The following is a 20,249-nucleotide window of genomic DNA, read 5'->3' as shown; positions in this document are numbered from 1 at the left end:
TAAACATGAAAAAATTTCCTGAAGGATTTTTGTGGGGTTCAGCTTTATCCGGTCCACAAACTGAAGGTTATTCTCTAAAAGAGGGTAAATCTGCTTCTACATGGGATTACTGGTTTAAAGAAAATCCTGAAAGATTTAATGAAAACCAAGGACCGGAAACAACTTCTAATCTTTACGAAAATTACGCAGAGGATTGCCAACGGATGAAAGCTATCGGGCTTAATTCGATTCGTACCTCTATCCAATGGACACGACTACTTCCTGACGGTAAAACGCTCAACCCTCAGGCGGTTGATTTTTATAGAGATTATTTTACAAAGATGAAAGAAAATGGTGTCAAGCCAATAATTAACCTTTTTCATTTTGATATGCCCATGTGGTTGATGGATAAAGGTGGGTGGGAAATCCGAGAATCTGTTGAGGCTTTTCGTTTTTATGCCCAAACAGCTTTTGAATGCTTTGGTGATTTAGTTCAGGATTGGACCACTTTCAATGAACCAATGGTTCATGTGGAATGTGGTTATTTACAAGGCTTTCATTATCCTGCAATTGTCGATATCAAAAAAGCTGTTCAAGTGGCTTATCATACCTTAATGGCACACGTAAAAGCTGTTCAAACCTTTAGAAAACTTATGCCGCAAGGATCCATCGGTATTATTCTGAATGTATCTCCGAGCTATGCGCGCAGTCAGTCAGCAGCAGACTTAAAAGCTAAAAAAGCCGCTGATTTAGTCAATATAAAAAGCTTTCTTGATCCTGCGGTGCTTGGAAAACACAACACTGATTTGGTTGAACTTCTCAAAATTAACCAACTCTTACCTGAAACATTGCCAGAAGATGAAAAAGATGTAGCAGCCAATACAGTAGACTTTATCGGTTTAAATTATTACCAACCGAGTCGCGTTCAAGCACCTGAGGATGCGAGTTTCCCCGCCAAAACCTTAGATGATTTTTACCAACCTTATGATTGGCCTGAAAAGAAAATGAATCCTTATCGTGGGTGGGAGATTTACCCGCAAGCCATTTATGATGTAGCAATGATGATGAAAAAGGACTATCATAATCTTCCTTGGTTTGTCAGTGAAAATGGCATGGGTGTAGCTGATGAGGAGCGGTTTATGGATGACTCAGGTATGATTCAAGATGATTACCGCATTGAGTTTATGAAGGAGCATCTCAGTTACCTTCATCAAGCGATTGAAGAAGGAAGTAATTGCTTTGGTTACCATACTTGGACCTTTATTGATTGTTGGTCTTGGTTGAATGGTTATCGCAACCGCTATGGTTTTTATCGGGTTGATTTGGAAGAGGATTATAAACGTACCGTGAAAAAGAGCGGACTTTGGTATAAGAAACTAAGTGAGCGAAATGGATATGAAGAATAATGGACGGAATCTTGCCGTGTTTGATATTGGCGGCACAGCAGTAAAATATGGTTTATGGGATGGAGAAAAAATCCTGAATAATGCTTCTTTTAAAACACCTCAAAGCTTTGAAAAGCTTACTGCGAAGATGGGCAGTATTATCAAGGACTATCCAGAACTTAAGGGAATAGCGATATCGTCTCCAGGCGCTGTCAATACAGCGAAAAGAAGGATTGAAGGAATCAGCGCCGTACCCTATCTGCACAATCGTCCTATATTTGATGAAATTGAACAATGCTTTGACTTGCCCGTGGCTATCGAAAATGATGCCAATTGTGCAGGGATTTGTGAAATTGATTATGGTGCAGGAAAAGAAGCCCAGAATGCTGTTTTTTTGGTCATAGGTACAGGAGTTGGTGGAGCTATCTTTATTAACCGCAAGCTTTATAAAGGTGCGCATCTTTTTGCTGGCGAATTCGGTTTGATGAAAAACACGAAGCATAAAACTTTTAGCGAAACCGGACCATTGGTTAAAGCTGCGGAAACTTATTCCAAAGAGACAGGGCAGAAAATTTCAGGTAAGGAACTGTATGACTTAATGGATCAAAAAAATCCCCAAGCTACTTTACTTATCGAAAATATGCTGGAGATTATTTCTGATTATTTATATAATATCCAAGTTTCGCTTGATCCAGATACAATTATCATTGGTGGCGGAATGTCAGCGCGGAAAGATTTGCCAGATATCCTCCAGAAAAAATTAGCAGAACGTCTTCAAAACTATGATATAGCTCATATCCTGCCAAGAATTGAAAGTTGTCATTATATGAACAATGCAAATCTGATTGGGGCAGCTTTAAATTTTTACACTATTTTCCCAAAAGTTCAGAGATGATTTGACAAAAAAACTAGCGCTCTATATACTTAAAAGAAAAGGCTTTATAGAGGTACAGAATATGGCAAGCACTGATCGTGTAAAACAGATGAAATTTGAAACCGTTTATCCGCTTTACTTGGCAAAAGTAGAGAAAAAAGGACGGACAAAAGAAGAATTAGATGAGATTTTGACTTGGTTAACAGGATATACGAATCCTAGCCAGCTCACGGGTAGCTTGGGGCAATTGATTGAAAATCAAGCCTTTAATGACAATGCACCTCTTATCACAGGAGTGATTTGCGGCGTTCGTGTAGAAGACATCGAAGACAACTTCATGAAAAAGCTACGTTATATGGATAAAGTAGTGGATGAACTCGCTAAAGGGAAAAGTCTGGAAAAGATTAAAAGAGCAACTCCATAACTCCTGGACACAATAAGGGTTTCTGAGGTCTGACTGAGTCCAATTCTTGCAATTGGTGAGGGAATTTGTTATTATTAAGGAACAATATTGAATATGAATTCCCAAAGGGGAGTAGCGTCGGTGCAAGCCGAAACAAAGTCGTCATTCCGTGAGCATTATTCTCACCGGCTTTGTTGACATGGATATGACATGTTTAGCAAGACCTTTGCCATCTTTTTGGCAGGGGTCTTTTTAATACGCTACACACAAGCATTGAAAGATGTTCATGCTGGAGGGGAAATCATACTATCTATCGATTGCCGCAGCGTCTTATTCGTTTCGAATCAAAAAATATTGCTTTTGATATCAAGCGTCATATTTAACTATTGGAGAAGGAGCTAAAATGGAATTCTACAACAAAGAAACAGAGCTTGTCCTTGAGGAATTGCAGACAACCGTTGAAGGTCTAACGGAGCAAGAAGTCAAAGAAAGACAAGAACGAGACGGCTTTAATGAGCTGAAGAGTAAAGACAAAGTTCCAACTTGGAAAATATTACTGGACACTTTTAAAGATCCGATGGTTATTGTCCTACTGATTGTTACCATTGTTCAGCTGGCATTAGGTGAAGTGGTTGAAGCCTGTATCATCCTTGGTGTAGTATTAATCAGCTCAATCGTCACTGTGATTCAAACCAAAAAAGCAGAAAGTTCATTGGATGCTTTGAAACAAATTTCGGCGCCCCATGCAAAAGTGTTACGTAATGGTGAAAAAATAACGATTCCAGCCCGTGAACTTGTTGTGGGTAACCTTGTCTTGCTTGAAGCAGGGGACTTTGTTCCTGCCGATGGACGTGTCTTGACCTGTAAGAGCTTGCGTGTAGAAGAAGGCATGTTAACAGGTGAGTCTGAAGCAGTTGAAAAGACAGATGTAGCGCTTGAAGGGGAACTTCCTTTAGGTGACCGTAAAAATATGCTCTACAGCGGAGCACTCACCGTTTATGGGCGTGGAGAATTTATCGTTACCGGTACCGGAAGTCAAACAGAGATTGGTAAAATCGCCACACTCCTTGAAACGGCTGAAGATAAACAAACACCCTTGCAACAAAAACTGGAAAAATTCAGTAAACAACTGGGTATTGCTATCCTGATTCTCTCTGTTGCTATCTTTGCGATCCAAGCGGCACGTATCTTCTTTGCTGGAGACGGTGCAAATATTGAAGTGAAGATGTTAGATGCCTTTATGTTTGCCGTTGCCGTTGCTGTTGCCGCTATTCCAGAGGCACTTTCTTCGATTGTAACGATTGTCCTTTCAGTAGGTACAAACAAAATGGCAAAACAACATGCTATCATTCGTAAGTTGCCTGCAGTGGAAACTTTAGGTTCAACAAGTGTTATCTGTACGGATAAAACAGGGACATTAACCCAAAACAAAATGACGGTTGTCGATTACTTTTTGCCTACAACCACAAAAGAAACTTTCCCAGATCAGCCAGAAACTTGGACGTCGGACGAAGCACTGCTGATTGAAGCAGCTGTCTTGTGTAATGACTCAAGCATCAATGAAGAAGGGCAAGAGCTCGGCGATCCAACAGAAGTTGCACTTATTGCTTTTAGCAACAAGGTAGGTAAACCTTATCAAGAACTTCGTGAAGCTTACCCTCGTTTAGCAGAACTTCCTTTTGATTCCGACCGTAAGTTGATGTCAACGATTAACCTTATTGATGATGAAAAACTCATGTTGACTAAGGGTGGACCAGACGTGATGTTTGCACGTTGTTCGAAAGTTCTTATCAACGGTCAAGTCCAAGACTTTACTGAAGAATTAAAAGCAGAATTCCAAAAACAAAATGAAGCATTCAGTAACAAAGCACTCCGTGTTTTGGCTTATGCTTACAAACCTTTGGCGCAAGACAAAGAAGTTCTGGATTTGGAAGATGAAAATGACTTGATCTTGATTGGTTTAACAGCCATGATTGACCCACCACGTGAAGCTGTTTATGATTCAATTGCGGAAGCGAAAAAAGCAGGTATCCGTACAGTGATGATTACGGGTGACCATAAAACAACAGCGCGTGCGATTGGGCAAGATATCGGTCTCTTTGGGGAAAACGACATTGCTGTGACTGGGCAAGAATTAGATGCTATGTCAGAGCAAGAGTTGGATGACAACTTGGCGAAAATCTCTGTTTATGCGCGTGTGTCACCGGAAAACAAGATTCGTATTGTTCGCGCATGGCAGAAGAAAGCAAATGTTACTGCTATGACTGGTGACGGAGTTAATGACGCCCCAGCCTTGAAACAAGCCAATATTGGTATTGCTATGGGTTCAGGGACAGACGTTGCCAAAGATGCATCATCAATGATTTTGACCGATGATAACTTCGTTTCTATTGTTAATGCTGTAGCGGTTGGACGTACAGTCTACGATAATATTAAAAAATCAATTGGTTACCTCTTCTCAGGTAACTTAGGGGCGATTATTACCATTGTTTTTGCCTTAGTTATGAACTGGGCAAGTCCATTTACAGCCCTGCAATTGCTCTTCATCAACTTGGTAAATGACTCTGTACCAGCGATTGCCTTGGGTATGGAAAAAGCAGAACCCAATGTCATGAAGAAAAAACCACGTCCTTCTGACGAAGGTATCTTCGAAGGCGGTTTGATGGCAAGTGTTGCGGTTCGTGGTGTATTGATTGGTATTGCAGCGATTATTTCTCAATATATCGGGATGCAAGTATCAGATGAGTTGGGTGTAGCTATGGCCTTCACAACTCTAATCTTGGCACGTAGCTTGCAAACTTTCACAGCACGTTCAAATTCACAAACAATCCTTTCATTGGGCCTCTTCTCTAACAAATATGTTTTAGGTGCGGTAGTATTCTGTCTTGGACTTTACAGCTTGACAACCTTACCTTTCACACGTGAATTCTTCAGCATTCCGGCAAACTTCAGTATGCACTACTGGTTACTTGCTGCTGGTCTTGCTTTAGGTGCTGTCTTGATGATGGAAATCATCAAAGCGCTTCGCGTACTTGTGAGTCAGAAAAAAGCAAAAGCAACAGTTAACAAAGTAGGTTAATTATCCTTTAAGAAAATATAAAAAACGCTCCTAGCTTTTGGAGCGTTTTTTTTAGTTAAAGATAATAGCAATAAACAGAGTCAAGGCCAAACTGCCATTGTAAAGAACTAAATTTTTAATTTGATAATGAAAAGTTTCGCTTTTGACTTGCTTGTGGAGGAATTTTTTCATATTAGGAATCAACTCGAAGAGGATGAGCAGCATTAAGGCAGACCATACAGGCAAGATACCTAAGATTATTGCTAGACTAACACAAAGAGCAGGAATGATATACATGACTTTATAAAGCACTAAGCTGGCAGGAATTTTAAGATAATAAGGTAAGGTAAAACGTTGATTGCGAATGTCTTGTTCCAAATCACAAATGTTATCGGAAAGCATGACATTGAAGTTCTGACAGAAACACATAATACCTATGAGAACAATCGGAAGAAGTTGGGAAAAATCCCACGTCCAGTTCATTTTCCAGCCGTCAAATTGAATGAAAAAGTACTGTAAATCATAGGAATTAATATACACAGCGAGAAAGAAACCGAAAAATCCCTCACATAGGCCAGCTAAAATTTCACCTAAAGGAAAGCGACTGAAAGCAAAGGGGCCATAAGTATAAAAGATTGCTACAAGAAAGCAAAGCCCGCCAACGGGTAAAATGGCAAGATTGGTGATAAGCATAATTGCAAGCCCAACTACGATATCGATGAAAAGAAAGAGCAGGCAAATTTTTAGTGCTAACTTAGGGTTGATATTGCGATTGCTGATGATATTTTGCTGGGTTTTGTATTCTGGATCCAGCGCTTTATGGTAGTCCATCAAATTATTCCATGCGGAAACAAAAAGATTGATGGCAGCAAGCCCAATTAGAAAAAGAAGGGTGGGTAAAAGATGAAAAGAGTGAAAATACCATAGCGAGAACATAATTCCTGCAAGTGGCGAAAGCAGAGCCACGGGTAAGGTTTGGATTCTTGTAAAGTTAAGAAATGTTTTGACGTTCATAATGAGAATTATATCACAAAAAAAGGAGTGTTTCTTAGTTGGAAAGAACGACAGCGAACTAAGCTAAAGTACTTAAATTTTCCCTCAGTAAAAGGTAAAATTACAATTCTTTTTGCATATTAATATCAGTAATTTCGAAACCCATTTTTTTATAGACGTATAAAGCTCTAGAGTTACTTCCGAAGACATGCAAAGCTATGGATGAAAAGCCAAGTTGCTTAGCTTGAAAACTAATTAATTCAAGAGATGTGGAGCCGAAACCTTGATTTTGAAATTCTTCATAAATTTCGAAATCGTAAATAAAAGCAGTTCGAGCATTGTCTGTACTTTGAGCAATCCAAACATAACCAATGACCTCTCCCTTTTCAAGGATAGAATAAAAATAGTTATTGGGTGTTTGGAGGCCTTCAGGCAGGAGTAAATTGTATTCTGCTTGAGCCTTTGAAAAAGCCTGTTCTTCACTCCAAGTACCGTTTAGGACTTTTTCTTTAGCAAAGGTTTCTACGGCAGTGAACATGTAGTGTTGAAATCTTTCTTGTGTCATTTCAATAAGTTTTACCATAATTCTCCTTTATTTTAAAAACATCTGGTATGGCTGAGCCTAGTTTTTCTTAAAGTATACCATAGGCGAGGATAAAAAAGTAATGAATAAATATTTGTCCAGATGAGGAAATCTCCCCATTATTTTGTCTTTAACTTTTATGAGGTATAATAGAGGAAGAAAAAAGTAGAAAAGGGCTGAAATTAGTGAAATTTTTACATACATCGGATTGGCATATTGGCAGAACCTTGAACGGTTGGAGTCTTTTAGAAGAACAAAAGCACGCCTTTAAAATTATGCTTGCCGCAGCCAAGCAAGAAAAAGTTGATGGTATTATCATCGCTGGTGATCTGTATGACCGGACGGTACCAAGTGCGGAAGCTGTAACGACCTTTAACGAAATGCTGCGAGAAATGAATATTCAGGAGAATTTTCCTATTTACGCAATTTCGGGCAATCATGACGGTGCACGCCGACTAAATTATGGACGTGAATGGATGGAATTTAACCAGTTGCATTTGAACACTTTATTAGAAGAAGCTTTTGTACCCATCGAAACAGCAGAAGTCCAAATTTTCTTGCTTCCTTATTTTGATCCAGCTGATGCGCGTGTTTATTTTTTACAAGCAGGGATGCCGGAAGAGGATGTGAAAGAAATTAAAACCCTGTCTCAGGCATTAGAACTAGTGCTTGAAAAAATGCGAGAAGTCTTTCACCCTGAGAAAAAACAAATTTTAGTGACTCACTTTGCTGTGAGCCCTTCTGCAGATCAGGAGATTGAGCTGACAAGTGAAACCAAGTCTAAAGCTGGTGGGCTGGCTACTGTCACAGTCCAGCAGTTTGTGGATTTTGACTACGTTGCTTTGGGACATATTCATACACATCATGCTTCACCCAGTGAGGCAGTACGCTATTCAGGAAGTCCTGTCAAGTTTAATATCAAAGAAGCGAAGACAAAAAAAGGTTATTATATTGTGGATGTGACGGATAAGGTTGAGACCGAGTTTTTCGAAATTCAACCGCAGACAGACTTGGTCGCACTTGCTGAAGAGTGGGAAACACTTATTGATCCAGAGTTTTACCAGAAACAGCCTTTTGGATCTGCTTGGTTTGCCCTGTGTATCAAAAACTTTGATCGTTTTGCTCATGCTGGGCAAAATTTGCGCGCCCAACTTCAGAAAATCTACGGCACGATTGTCGAACTAGATTATGAAGATAAAGAGCAAGTCATGGAGAAGAAAATCCATCAAAATGTGGAAATGATGAGTGATGAAGAAATCGTGCAAAGCTTTTACCAGCAGGTTGCGGGAGAGGGACTTAGCTCATTTCAGAAATCTTTTATTGAAGAAACCTTTATCGACTTGAGAGGGGAGAAGTAGACATGAAACCAATTTACTTAGAAATGAATTATTTCGGACCTCACGCTCACTCGGAAATTGATTTTAGAGCTTTAGATGAAGCACCATTATTTTTGATTAGTGGCGATACGGGTGCCGGAAAATCTACGATTTTTGATGCAATGACTTATGCTCTTTTTGACAAGACGACAGGAGATCGTGAAGCGAGAGAGATGCGCAGCCAGTTTGCACAGCCAGACCAACGTACAGAAGTCATTTTCTATTTTGAGCAAGGTAACTTTCTTTATAAGGTACAACGCTGTCCCGAGCAAGAAGTCTTTAAGAAAAGAGGAGTAGGCACTAAGACGGAAAAAAGTCAAGCCAGCTTAGCTATTGTAGATAGGGTATTTGGCATAGAGCAAGCCAGCTTGGCTACAAAACCGGTCGATGTTGCCAGTGAAATATATGGTCTTTTAAACCTCAGCGCCGAGCAGTTCAAGAAAATCATTTTACTGCCACAAAATGACTTCTCACGTTTTTTAAAATCAGCCACCAATGAAAAAGAAGAAATTCTGAAGAAAATTTTTGGTACGGCAATTTTTACGGTCTTTTCCGAGGAAGTGCGGAATCAATACACAAAAAACAATCAAGAAAACGCAGCTCTTGATTCAATCTTGCAAAGCCAATATAGCTCTTCTGTCTGGACGGAGGAAGAAGCCAAAGCTTTGGAAGAATGTCCAGATAAGGAAAAATTTGACAAAGCGACAGAATTTCTAGAGCAAAAGCAGATGCAAGAAAGCAAGGCTCGTGACTTAGCAAAAATAGCGCAGCAACAAGTAGAAACTATCGATAAAGCTTACGAAGATGCCTTGCTGCTGGAGCGAGAGTTTCTAGAAGCAGAAAAGACTCAAAAAGAATACCAGGAAAAAATAGCAGAGCAAGCAGCGTTTTATGAGCAACAGAAAGAAGCCTATGAAGCTCGCAGCTGGGCGCAACAATTTAAGGATATTTTACGTGACTTGGAAAAGGTTGAAAAAGAACTAGAAGCTAACCAAGTACGTGAAGCTGATTATCGCTCAAAAGCCGAGCAAGAGCAGAAAATACTTGGAGAAGTGAAAAAACGTGAGCAAGATTTAGATCAGAAAGCTTCAGAATTTGAAGAAAAAGGTAAGGGCATTGAAGAGCTGACTCGCACGATTACGCAAGCCGAGCAGGCAGAAAAACTTATCTGGCAGAAAAAAGATTTGGAGAAAAAGATTGTCCACTTGCAGCTTAAGCAAAGTGAGACAGATGTGCCCCTAAAAGAAGCACAAGTCAAACTTGATCAATTACAAAAAGAGATCCTTGATGAGAGTATCTTGCAGGAGGAAAAAGATACTTTAAGTCGTCTAAAGTTGGACTTTCACCAGCAACTTTCTCCTTTAGCAGAATATTTGGAGCGCTTAAAACAAGAAAATCAAGTTGCACAAAAGGAATTAAACTTTGCTGAGGAAAACATTGCAAAAATGGAGCAAGATTTCATGCTCAAACAGGAAAGCTATCAGGAAAAGCGAAAATTACGCCAAAGTCTCATGATTGCTCAACTGCAAAAGGAACTCGAAGATGGTTTACCATGTAAAGTTTGTGGTGCTACAGAACATCCTTTATCACATGTTGAGCTTGATGTTTCTGACGATGACTTAAAAGCAGCTATGCAACAAGTTGACGAAGCTCAAGAAGCCTTTGCTGCTGCAGAAGGAAGGCATGAAAAGGCTCAAAGCGAACTTGAAATGGCTCAAAAAAAAGCTGCAGAAAAAGCTGAAACATTGCAAGAAATGGGGCAGAAGTTTGACCAAGCCTACCGTCAGTTTTGTCAGGCACATGAAGGCAGTTTTCCTAAAGTGTTTAGCCGCCAAGAGCTCAATATCATTTTTCAAGCTCGAGAAGACAGTTATAGGCAAAAAAGCACTGCACAAAAAGAACGTTCTCTGGAAAAAGACAAGCTGTCTGTTTTAGTAGAAAACTTAGAAGCTGAACGTCAAGGATTTGTACAGGAAAGCGATAAAGTCAAAGCACAGCTCGAAACAGTTACTCAAAGTTTAGCTGAGTTTGGGCAACTGCAACCCAGTCAAGTTCTAAAAGAGCAGAAGGTTATATTGCGCCAAGAAGTTGATAACTATTATACAGAGTGCCAAGAGGTACGAGAGAAGATAATTGCCCTTGAAAAGCGTTATGCAGAGCAAAAAGCAAAACATGAAGAACGCCTGACACGTATTGAAGAGCAAAAACTGAAGTTTCAAGAGGGACGGCGTATTATCCAGAACGCATTGGTAGCTCCAAATGCTTGGACCAATGATTTAGTCACACTGAAAAATTGGCTTGCAGAGGATAAATTGCCTGAAATTTCCAAGTTTATCAATACTTATGAACTTGAGGAGAAACGCTTGAACCGTGCTTTAGCAGCATATGAGGAAAAATTAAGCGGTAAGCAAAGACCTGATCTTACTGAGTTGAGAGAAGAAAAGCAAGCCTTAAGCGAGAGCTTTAGCCAAGCGCGAAAGACAGTTATTGAGCTATCCAATACACGCCAACAACTCGAAACAACTGTTGCTAAGATTGAACAAACACTTGAAACACAAGGGAAGGCGGCGGATAAGGCGCGTGAAATGACTAAGCTCTACAATGCTATTGCAGGAAAAACAGGAGATAAGCTAAAGCTTGAAACCTTTGTTGTCCAACATTATCTGGAAAAAGTTTTGATTTATGCTAACCAGCATTTCATCAATCAACTTTCAAATAACCGCTATCGCTTTGAGTTGGCCAAAGAATCCTCCAATAAAAGGCGCGATCATGGTTTGGACATCAGCATTTATGATAATGAAACAGGAGCCTCACGTTCATCAAATACCTTATCGGGTGGAGAAACCTTTATTGCTGCTCTGTCAATAGCTTTGGCACTGAGCGAAGTAGTTCAGAATTCTGCGCAAGGGGTTCAAATAGAAGCACTTTTCGTCGATGAAGGATTTGGTTCACTTGATCAAGAAACACTCCAAAAAGCCATGACAGCACTCGAACAAATAGGAGAAAACCGTCTTGTTGGCCTTATTAGTCACGTAGAAGAAATGAAAGATTCAATCGCACAGCAACTGCGTGTTGAAAAAGTCGGAGACGGACGAAGTCAGGTAAAACTCTTTTCGAAATAAAATTTTTTAGTCAGAAACCAAGATAAAAAGTTCCGACTGCTTTCCAAAGTAGCCTTTTGAGAAAAACAATGAAATATGGTAAAATAGTAGAGTTCAAAACTCTACTCACAAAGGAGTGTGGAGTGAGATGTATGGGAAAAAGCTTTTCCAGCAAACAGCAGTAAAAAATGATGAAGTTTAGTCCTGCTGGAAAATCGAACTCGAACCAAATAGAAGAGCGTATGCTTTTAGGAAGAAATAGGAAAAATAAAAATGAGCTTGTTTTTAGATACAGCTAGAATTGAAGTAAGAGCTGGTAAAGGTGGAGACGGAGCGGTCGCTTTTCGTCGTGAAAAATACGTACCAGACGGTGGTCCTGCTGGTGGAGATGGCGGACGTGGTGGCGACATCATCTTCCGTGTCGATGAGGGACTTTCTACTCTGATGGACTTTAAATACAACCGTATTTTCCGTGCAAAACCAGGTGAAAAAGGTATGAACAAAGGGATGCACGGACGTGGAGCAGAAGATTTGATTGTTAAAGTTCCGCAAGGAACCACAGTCAAAGATAATGAAACAGGACAAGTAATTGTGGACTTGATTGACAAAGGCCAAGAGTTTGTCGTTGCTAAAGGTGGTCGTGGCGGACGTGGAAACATTCGCTTTGCAACACCACGTAACCCTGCACCAGAAGTTGCTGAAAACGGTAAACCAGGGGAGCAAAAATGGCTTATGCTTGAATTACGCGTCCTTGCTGATGTTGGTTTAGTAGGTTTCCCTTCTGTAGGTAAATCAACACTTTTGAGTGTTGTCTCTAATGCACGACCAAAGATTGGAGCTTATCATTTCACTACAATCACACCCAACATTGGTATGGTTCAAATCGGTTACGGTGACAGTTTCGTTATGGCGGACATGCCTGGACTGATTGAAGGTGCACATTCGGGTGCTGGTTTAGGGATTCAGTTCTTACGTCATATCGAGCGTACACGGGTTCTCTTGCATGTTTTGGACATGTCAGGCATCGAGGAACGTGACCCTTACGAAGATTATGTAACTATCAATAAGGAATTGGAAAGTTACAATCTTCGCTTACTTGAACGTCCGCAATTGATTGTGGCCAACAAAATGGATATGCCAGATGCGCCAGAGATTCTTGCAGATTTCAAGAAAAAGTTAGCTGAAAATCTACCTGAAGGGCAAGAAATGCCTCAAATCTTTGAAGTTTCTGGTCTAACAAAAACAGGCTTGCAAGGTCTTTTGGCACGTACAAGTGAACTCTTAGCTGAAACACCAGAATTCTTGTTGTATGAAGACGAAGACTTCATCGATGAAGAAGCATACTATGGCTTTGAAGAAGAAGAAAAACCATTCAGTATTTCACGTGATGATGATGCCGCTTGGCGCTTGTCAGGTACTAAGCTTGAGAAACTCTTCAAGATGACTAACTTTGACCGTGATGAATCTGTCATGAAATTTGCGCGTCAACTCCGTTCAATGGGTGTTGATGAACAACTTCGTGCGGCAGGCGCACGTGATGGTAACTTGGTACGTATCGAGAAATTTGAGTTTGAATTTGTAGATTAATAGCGTAGGAGGATTGAGATGGGCTTTAAGATTATTTCTGACCGTGATGAAAACGGTGAATTTATTGCCTCAGCAGATTTTTGGACAGACGAACGGATTGATGCTTTGATTAAGAAATATAATCCCTCAGGTAAACTCCGCCTCTCTAAAGCTGCACAAGTAACAAATGAAAAAGAAGATGAATAAAAAGAAGACCATGTTTTTCATGGTTTTTATTTTTATAACATGGTAGAAAACAAGAGCAATTAGCTTGAATTTATAATTTAGTCTTGCTAAGCTAAATGAAGCAAGTTAAGAAACGAAAAGGAGATCGCATGGCAGTAAAACTTTTTATCGCCCAAACATTAGACGGGTATATCGCTGATAAGCAGGATAATTTGGATTGGCTGATGGCTGTTGAAGGAGAGGGAGACAATGGTATATCTCGATTTCTCTCATCTGTAGATATTGTTATCATGGGCAGCAGAACTTACCAATGGCTTTTAGATCAAAAGTTAGAAACATGGCCCTATGAAGATAAAATGACTTATGTATTTTCAAGACAAACTTGGGAAGATAAAGCTAATATCAAGTTTGTGCATCCAAGTAATCTAACATCATTTGTCCAAGAACTTCAAGGAGAAATCTGGTTAGTTGGTGGCGGCAAGCTGATTAAGGATTTCATGGAAGCTGATCTTATCGACGAATATCAAGTAACAATTGCTCCAGTTATCTTGGGTGAAGGCATCCCGCTCTTTCCACAAGGGAATTATGCGGCAGACTTAGAGTTTCAAGGGACGACACGATACGGACAATTTGTTGAGCTATCCTATAAGCGTAAAATGAAAACAAAAAGTTAGTTAAAAGATTAAGTTGACTTAAAAGAGTACCATATGGAACAATAAAATTATGAAAAAAATAGCGATTATTGGTGGTGGCATCATTGGGATGACCTTGGCCAATTACTTAGATACAGAAAAATTTGACATTACAGTTTTTGATTCTGGTAACAATCAGGCGACAGGTGCCAGTGCAGGGATTATTTCTCCTTGGTTGTCCAAGCGAAGAAACAAACAATGGTATGCTTTAGCCAAAGATGGCGCTGCTTTTTTTGAGCAGCTTGTCAAAGACTTGAGCTTAGATGAAACCATTTATGAGAAGTGCGGCACGCTCTTTGTGAGAAGCCCAGAAGCACTCCAAGAACTCGAACAGCTTGCTTTAGAACGACGTGCAACTGCACCAGAGATTGGGGAAGTGCGCCATCTTACCAAAGAAGAAACGACAGACATGCTGCCTTTGCTAAAACCTGTCGAAAGCTTATACATCTCTGGAGGCGCACGACTTGATGGAAAAGCTTACTTGCAACATCTTCGGAAACGTGCCCAAACCCGCGGTGTTCGTGTAGTAAGCGAAGAAGCCCAAGTCAAGAAGGAGAATGCAAAATGGCGAGTGACTTCAGTGCAAGAGGAAGTGGAAGTAGATGAACTTGTTTTGACACCGGGACCAGCATTGAAAACTTTACTGGATCAACTGGGTTATACAGCCAAAGTCTTACCTCAGAAAGGGCAGCTGTTGTCTTTTGAGACCAATTTTGAGACAGAGAAATGGCCGGTTGCCTTCTTAGAAGGTGAAGCCGACCTGATTCCTTTTCAAAATGGCCGTTTACTCTTAGGCGCAACTCATGAAAATGAAGCAGGCTGGGATTTAGAACCGACACAAGAGGCTTTTGAGCAACTGACTAAAGGCGTGCAGACCTTCTTAAAGGAAGATTATTTTGCAGACACAGCTTATAGTTACCGTGTCGGGACTCGCGCCTACACTGCTGATTTTGCTCCCTTCTTTGGACCAGTAGTGCAAGAGAAAGGTTTGAGTATTGCTAGTGGGCTCGGTTCCTCAGGACTAACTACAGGTCCTTACATTGCCTATCTTTTAGCACAACATTTAAATGCAGATCATTCAGAATGGGATATGAGTCATTATCAAAAGGAAATGAATCTCTATGTGAATAAAAAAGAAGAATGAGCTTAAAAAACATTTCAAAACAAAAGACGTCTTGTAGGGTGTGTTATAATAGAAAAGATAGATTTAAAAAACAGAAAGATAATAATGGCAAAAATATCAGATTTAATTATTAATACACCAGAAAAAAACGAAGTTGAAGGCGTTTTTCATAAGCATCCGAAGGGATTTGGCTTTGTGAACCCGCTTGATGCGATTGACAAGAGTAATGACATTTTCATCTCACCAAAATTTACCAAATCAGCAATGGATGGAGATACAGTCCTTGTTCGTGTGCTTCATCAAAAAAATGCTAAACGTGGTGCAGATGGACAGATAATCAAAATCACAAAACGTTCAGTGACGGAAACTGTTGGGAGTTATCAAAGCTTATCTAGCCGTCAAAGCAAACTTACAGGCTACAAAGGCACGATTCAACTCTACAATGATAAAATCACAGATCCTTTATACATCAAGCAACCGCTGCCTGAAGTACAAGAAGGTGATGTTGTCCGTGTCAAAGTAACCCAACATCCCGATGAAAATAAAGCATTTGAAGGACAAATGTTAGAAATTATCGGACACAAGGATGATGTGGGGATTGATATTTTGGAAGTGCTTTGCGCTATGAAAATTCCGCAAGAATTTACAGCAGAAACAATGGCTCAGACCGAAGCAATCCCAGAAGAATTAACGGAAGAAGATTTTGCAGGGCGTGACGATTATCGCTCAGAAATCACTTATACGATTGATGGCGAAGATTCGAAAGACTTGGATGATGCCATTCATGTTAAGAAGTTAGACAACGGAAATTATGAACTGGGTGTTCATATCGCTGACGTTTCTCACTATGTCACTGATGGTTTACCTTTGGATGAGGAAGCTTTTGCGCGCGCTACATCTGTCTACGTCACCGATCGTGTCGTGCCAATGTTACCCGTTAAGCTGTCCAATAACCTTTGTTCACTAAATGAAGCGCAAGAGCGGTTGACGATGTCCTGTGTGATGGAAATCAATAATTCCGGTAAAATTATCAATTATAAGATTGGTCCGTCTGTGATTAAGACAACTTATCGTATGACTTATTCAACAGTAAACAAGATGCTCAATAAAGGGCAAGAAGGACATCGCGAAAGTCTAGAGCAATTCCCTAAAATTGTGGATTCTGTCGCTATCGCTGGGGAACTTCATGCACTACTCGAAGAGATGCGTCATCAACGTGGCATGATCGAATTTGACGAAAGTGAAGCAAAAGTTATCTTGGATGAAAAAGGACATGCGATTGATGTTGTGAAACGTGAACGTGGTACAGCAGAACGTATGATTGAATCCTTCATGTTGGCAGCCAACGAAACGGTTGCCCTTGATTTCCAAAAGAAAAAATTGCCGTCACTTTATCGCGTACATGACAAGCCAAAAGAAAAAGCATTTGCTAAATTAATGGAAAAGGCTGCTGATGCTGGCTTTAGCTTGAGTTCAAACTCTCATGAAGCTGTGAATTACTTTGCGGAAGAGATTAAAGGAACGGCGTTTGAAAAAACACTGACATATCAATTACGCCACACGATGTCGACTGCTCTTTATTCGGAAAAAAATACGCAGCACTATGGTTTAGCTGCGACAGACTACACTCACTTTACCAGTCCGATTCGTCGTTATCCGGACTTGATTGTGCATCGTTTGCTTCATCTTTATCCAAAAGATCACTCAAATCGTACGAAAGAAGAATGGAAAGAACGTTTACCTGAAATCGCTAAACAGTCTTCTGACATGGAACATCGTGCAGTGGTGACAGAGCGAATCGTAGATGCCATGAAAAAAGCGGAGTATATGCAAGATCATATCGGTGAAGTTTACTCAGCAACCGTAACTGGTGTTCAAAAGTTTGGCCTTTTCATGGAACTTGATAATACGGTTCAAGGTTTGATTCGTACAGTCAATCTTCATACGGGTGTTGAAGAAGCCATTGAATTCGATGAAGAAGAAGATATCTTCAAAGGTAAAAAATCTGAGAAAACTTATCGTATGGGGGATGTCCTAAAAATTCGTGTCATTTCAGCCAATAAACGTAAGGGAACCGTTGATTTTGAAGAAATTATTGAAGAATAATAAAAAAAGTTCTATCCTTCAAGATAGAGCTTATTTTTTTTAATATAATCGATAACAGATTGAGGCATGAGGTAAACCGGCTCGATTCCATCTTTAAACATCTTACGTAAAGAAGTACTGGAAGCAAAAGAAAGAGGTAAGTCCACCCATTGGACAGGATAAAGACTTTCAATAGCTTCAGTTGAACGTTGAACAGCAACAAACTGAACCAAGTCAAGTAAGGCATCAATCTTGTACCATTTCGGAAGATATTCCACCATATCGCTACCAATGATAAAATAAAAATCAGTATCTGGATAAGCTTGAGTGAGGTGCTTCATCGTGTCATAGGTGTAAGATTTCCCACCACGTGCAACTTCTCCCAACTCAAGTGATAAACGTGGACTATCTGCAATCGCCAGCTCCAGCATTTTCACACGATGCTCAGCCGAGATTGTTTTTTTCTCATCAATATGGGGAGGAAGAGCCTCGGGCATGAGCCAAACTTTATCTAATTCAAGACGTTGAGCGACCTGATCAGCCATCATCAGATGGGTAAAGTGGACCGGGTTAAAGTTACCGCCCAGAATTCCTATTTTGTTTCTTTTTGCTTGTTCCATTAGTAGGTATATAGCTCCTTTTTAATTCTTTTCATATTATATCAGAAAAGCCCACTTTCATCAGTCACATGAGCATTTTCAAATAAGAAAATAATAATTTATTGAGTTTAAACTCATGAAGAATTTAAGAAGCATTGAGATAATTTCAACATGAAGATAGAAATGTCCCTGAATATTTGTAAATAAAGGTGATGACAATACAATTTACCGTCAAATTTTGTTAAAATAGAGTTAGAATATAATTTGTCACTCATAAAAGGATCACCATGTCACTATATCCAGACGATAGTTTAACTTTACATACAGATCTTTACCAAATAAATATGATGCAGACCTATTGGGAGCTTGGGCGTCATAACCGCAATTCTGTTTTTGAAGTCTTTTTCCGTTCAATGCCTTTTGAAAACGGCTATGCTATTTTTGCAGGTCTGGAACGCATGGTTAACTACTTGAACAATCTAAGATTTACCGAAACAGATATTTCTTATCTGCGTGATTTAGATTATCCTGAGGATTTTTTGGACTATCTGACACAGCTTCGTTTTACAGGTACGGTGCGTGCTGTCCAAGAAGGAGAACTCGTTTTTGCCAACGAACCTTTGGTTCAGATAGAAGGACCGCTGGCTGAATGTCAGCTTATCGAAACGGCTGTCCTCAATATTATTAATTTCCAAACACTGATTGCAACCAAGGCGTCACGCATCAAGTCTGTGATTGGTGATGATCCTTTGCTTGAGTTTGGTACACGCCGTGCCCAAGAAATGGATGCTGCTATTTGGGGGACACGTGCGGCCTATATTGGTGGTGCAGATGCCACAAGTAATGTGCGTGCGGCTAAGATTTTTGGCATTAAACCAAGTGGAACACATGCTCATGCTTTAGTTCAGAGCTATGGCAACGATTATGAAGCCTTTAAAGCTTATGCACAGACACATAAAGATTGTGTCTTCCTTGTGGATACATATGATACTTTGAACATTGGTGTTCCGGCAGCTATTCGTGTGGCACGTGAATTTGGTGACAAAATCAATTTCCAAGGTGTCCGTATCGACTCTGGAGATATGGCCTATATCTCAAAAAAAGTACGTAAGCAACTGGATGAAGCTGGCTTTACTGATGCCAAAATCTACGCCTCAAATGACTTGGACGAGTCAACAATTTTGAACTTGAAAATGCAGAGAGCGAAAATTGATGTTTGGGGTGTAGGTACTAAACTCATTACGGCTTATGATCAGCCTGCGCTTGGTGCTGTCTACAAGCTCGTCTCTATGGAGGATGATCAGGGCGAAATGCAAGACACCATCAAACTTTCGAGCAATGCAGAGAAAGTTTCCACGCCCGGCAAAAAACAAATATGGCGTATCACAAGAGAAAGTGACGGTAAATCTGAAGGGGATTATATTACTTTTGATGGGGAAAGACCAGACCAGAGTGAGGAAATCTATATGTTCCACCCTGTGCATACCTTCATCAATAAAAATGTACGTGACTTTACTGCCAAACCTCTACTTAAAGAAATTTTTGTCAAAGGCCAGCAAGTTTATCCTTTGCCTACCTTAGAAGAAATTAAAACTTTTGCTGAAGCCAACTTGACAGAACTTTGGGATGAATATAAGCGCAACCTCAATCCCCAACCTTATCCCGTTGACTTATCACAAGAATTATGGAACCATAAGATGCGTTTGATTAGTCAAGTACGCACCAAGGTTTCTGGAATGAAATTGGATTGATACTATGAGAATAAAAAATATTGAATTAGGACATGCTGAAGCGTTTGGTCAGCTCCAAATGGAAATTTTTCAAGAAAATAACTTTATGCTGGTTGAACCGGACGAACATAAAACTAAACTTCATGAATTAGCCAATCAAGTTGCCTCAACGGACTTTTTGATGGGCGCCGACAATGATCAAGGTGAATTAGTTGCCTTCTTAGCTGCCTATCGGGGCACTTACCGTCGCAATAGACATTGTGCTAAAATTGTCATTGCTGTGCTTAAAGATTATCGTCGTCAAGGAATTGCGAGCCGTCTCTTTACAGCATTGGAAGATTGGGCACGCAAAGAAGAAGTTTCGCGTCTAGAACTTACAGTGGCAATGAACAACAGTGCAGCTATTTCATGTTATAAAACAAACGGTTTTGTGATTGAAGGTGTACGTAGCCAATCTCTTAAAATCAATGATGAGTTGGTAGATGAATTTTATATGGCGAAAATTTTGGAGTGAAT

The 20,249-nt window shown here is 40.0% G+C and carries 16 protein-coding genes; 13 read left to right on the top strand and 3 right to left on the bottom strand.

Annotation, left to right across the window (positions count from 1 at the left end):
• Positions 1-5: 5 nt before the first annotated feature.
• The 4 genes from VNN39_RS09280 to VNN39_RS09265 all read left to right on the top strand — a co-directional run bounded on the left by VNN39_RS09280 (position 6) and on the right by VNN39_RS09265 (position 5,720).
• Complete coding sequence (locus tag VNN39_RS09280) at positions 6-1,385, top strand: glycoside hydrolase family 1 protein (RefSeq protein WP_338997594.1); 1,380 nt, start codon at positions 6-8, stop codon at positions 1,383-1,385.
• Positions 1,369-2,259, top strand: a complete 891-nt coding sequence (locus VNN39_RS09275; RefSeq protein WP_338998122.1) for an ROK family protein — start codon at positions 1,369-1,371, stop codon at positions 2,257-2,259. Before VNN39_RS09280 ends, VNN39_RS09275 begins: the two co-directional genes overlap by 17 nt.
• A gap of 61 nt (positions 2,260-2,320) precedes the next feature.
• Complete coding sequence (locus VNN39_RS09270; protein WP_035001249.1) at positions 2,321-2,662, top strand: DUF2200 domain-containing protein; 342 nt, start codon at positions 2,321-2,323, stop codon at positions 2,660-2,662.
• Between the two features lie 382 nt (positions 2,663-3,044).
• Positions 3,045-5,720 carry a cation-translocating P-type ATPase gene (locus tag VNN39_RS09265; RefSeq protein WP_339007087.1) on the top strand — a complete coding sequence of 892 codons (2,676 nt, stop codon included), beginning with the start codon at positions 3,045-3,047 and terminating at the stop codon, positions 5,718-5,720.
• Positions 5,721-5,771: 51 nt separating this feature from the next.
• Here VNN39_RS09265 and VNN39_RS09260 read toward each other — a convergent pair whose 3' ends face one another.
• Positions 5,772-6,713, bottom strand: a complete 942-nt coding sequence (locus tag VNN39_RS09260) for a UbiA family prenyltransferase (RefSeq protein WP_338997589.1) — start codon at positions 6,711-6,713, stop codon at positions 5,772-5,774.
• Between the two features lie 100 nt (positions 6,714-6,813).
• The gene (locus VNN39_RS09255) at positions 6,814-7,275 is read right to left on the bottom strand and encodes a GNAT family N-acetyltransferase (RefSeq protein ID WP_338997587.1); all 462 of its coding nucleotides are present in this window, start codon (positions 7,273-7,275) and stop codon (positions 6,814-6,816) included.
• Between the two features lie 185 nt (positions 7,276-7,460).
• Between VNN39_RS09255 and VNN39_RS09250 the strand changes: the two genes are divergently transcribed.
• From VNN39_RS09250 to rnr, 7 genes are all read left to right on the top strand, one after another.
• A complete protein-coding gene (locus tag VNN39_RS09250; RefSeq protein WP_338997586.1) occupies positions 7,461-8,633 on the top strand; it encodes an exonuclease SbcCD subunit D in 1,173 nt (390 codons plus the stop codon).
• Positions 8,634-8,635: 2 nt separating this feature from the next.
• Positions 8,636-11,773: an SMC family ATPase gene (locus VNN39_RS09245; protein ID WP_338997585.1), complete on the top strand. Its 3,138-nt coding sequence runs from the start codon at positions 8,636-8,638 to the stop codon at positions 11,771-11,773.
• A gap of 252 nt (positions 11,774-12,025) precedes the next feature.
• Positions 12,026-13,339 carry a GTPase ObgE gene (gene obgE / locus VNN39_RS09240; protein ID WP_338997584.1) on the top strand — a complete coding sequence of 438 codons (1,314 nt, stop codon included), beginning with the start codon at positions 12,026-12,028 and terminating at the stop codon, positions 13,337-13,339.
• An 18-nt stretch (positions 13,340-13,357) separates the two neighbouring features.
• A complete protein-coding gene (locus VNN39_RS09235) occupies positions 13,358-13,525 on the top strand; it encodes a hypothetical protein (protein ID WP_017369588.1) in 168 nt (55 codons plus the stop codon).
• A 128-nt stretch (positions 13,526-13,653) separates the two neighbouring features.
• Complete coding sequence (locus tag VNN39_RS09230) at positions 13,654-14,178, top strand: dihydrofolate reductase family protein (RefSeq protein WP_338997582.1); 525 nt, start codon at positions 13,654-13,656, stop codon at positions 14,176-14,178.
• A 49-nt stretch (positions 14,179-14,227) separates the two neighbouring features.
• On the top strand, positions 14,228-15,340 hold the full coding sequence (locus VNN39_RS09225) for an FAD-dependent oxidoreductase (protein WP_338997580.1): 1,113 nt from the start codon (positions 14,228-14,230) through the stop codon (positions 15,338-15,340).
• Between the two features lie 57 nt (positions 15,341-15,397).
• A complete protein-coding gene (gene rnr, locus VNN39_RS09220) occupies positions 15,398-17,425 on the top strand; it encodes a ribonuclease R (RefSeq protein WP_339007287.1) in 2,028 nt (675 codons plus the stop codon).
• 11 nt (positions 17,426-17,436) lie between these two features.
• On the opposite strand, the gene VNN39_RS09215 is transcribed toward rnr, so the two are convergent.
• Positions 17,437-18,024, bottom strand: coding sequence for a nicotinate-nucleotide adenylyltransferase (locus tag VNN39_RS09215; RefSeq protein WP_019292561.1), 588 nt, complete (start codon positions 18,022-18,024; stop codon positions 17,437-17,439).
• 266 nt (positions 18,025-18,290) lie between these two features.
• Here VNN39_RS09215 and VNN39_RS09210 point away from each other — a divergent pair, with 266 nt between their 5' ends.
• Together VNN39_RS09210 and VNN39_RS09205 are read left to right on the top strand one after the other, a co-directional pair.
• Complete coding sequence (locus VNN39_RS09210; protein WP_017369594.1) at positions 18,291-19,754, top strand: nicotinate phosphoribosyltransferase; 1,464 nt, start codon at positions 18,291-18,293, stop codon at positions 19,752-19,754.
• Positions 19,755-19,758: 4 nt separating this feature from the next.
• Positions 19,759-20,247, top strand: coding sequence for a GNAT family N-acetyltransferase (locus VNN39_RS09205; protein ID WP_338997578.1), 489 nt, complete (start codon positions 19,759-19,761; stop codon positions 20,245-20,247).
• Positions 20,248-20,249 lie beyond the last annotated feature (2 nt).

The sequence above is a fragment of the Lactococcus formosensis genome (assembly GCF_037892375.1).
In the GTDB taxonomy this organism is placed as follows: Bacteria; Bacillota; Bacilli; order Lactobacillales; family Streptococcaceae; genus Lactococcus; species Lactococcus formosensis.
This window is presented reverse-complemented; position numbering and strand designations above follow the sequence as displayed.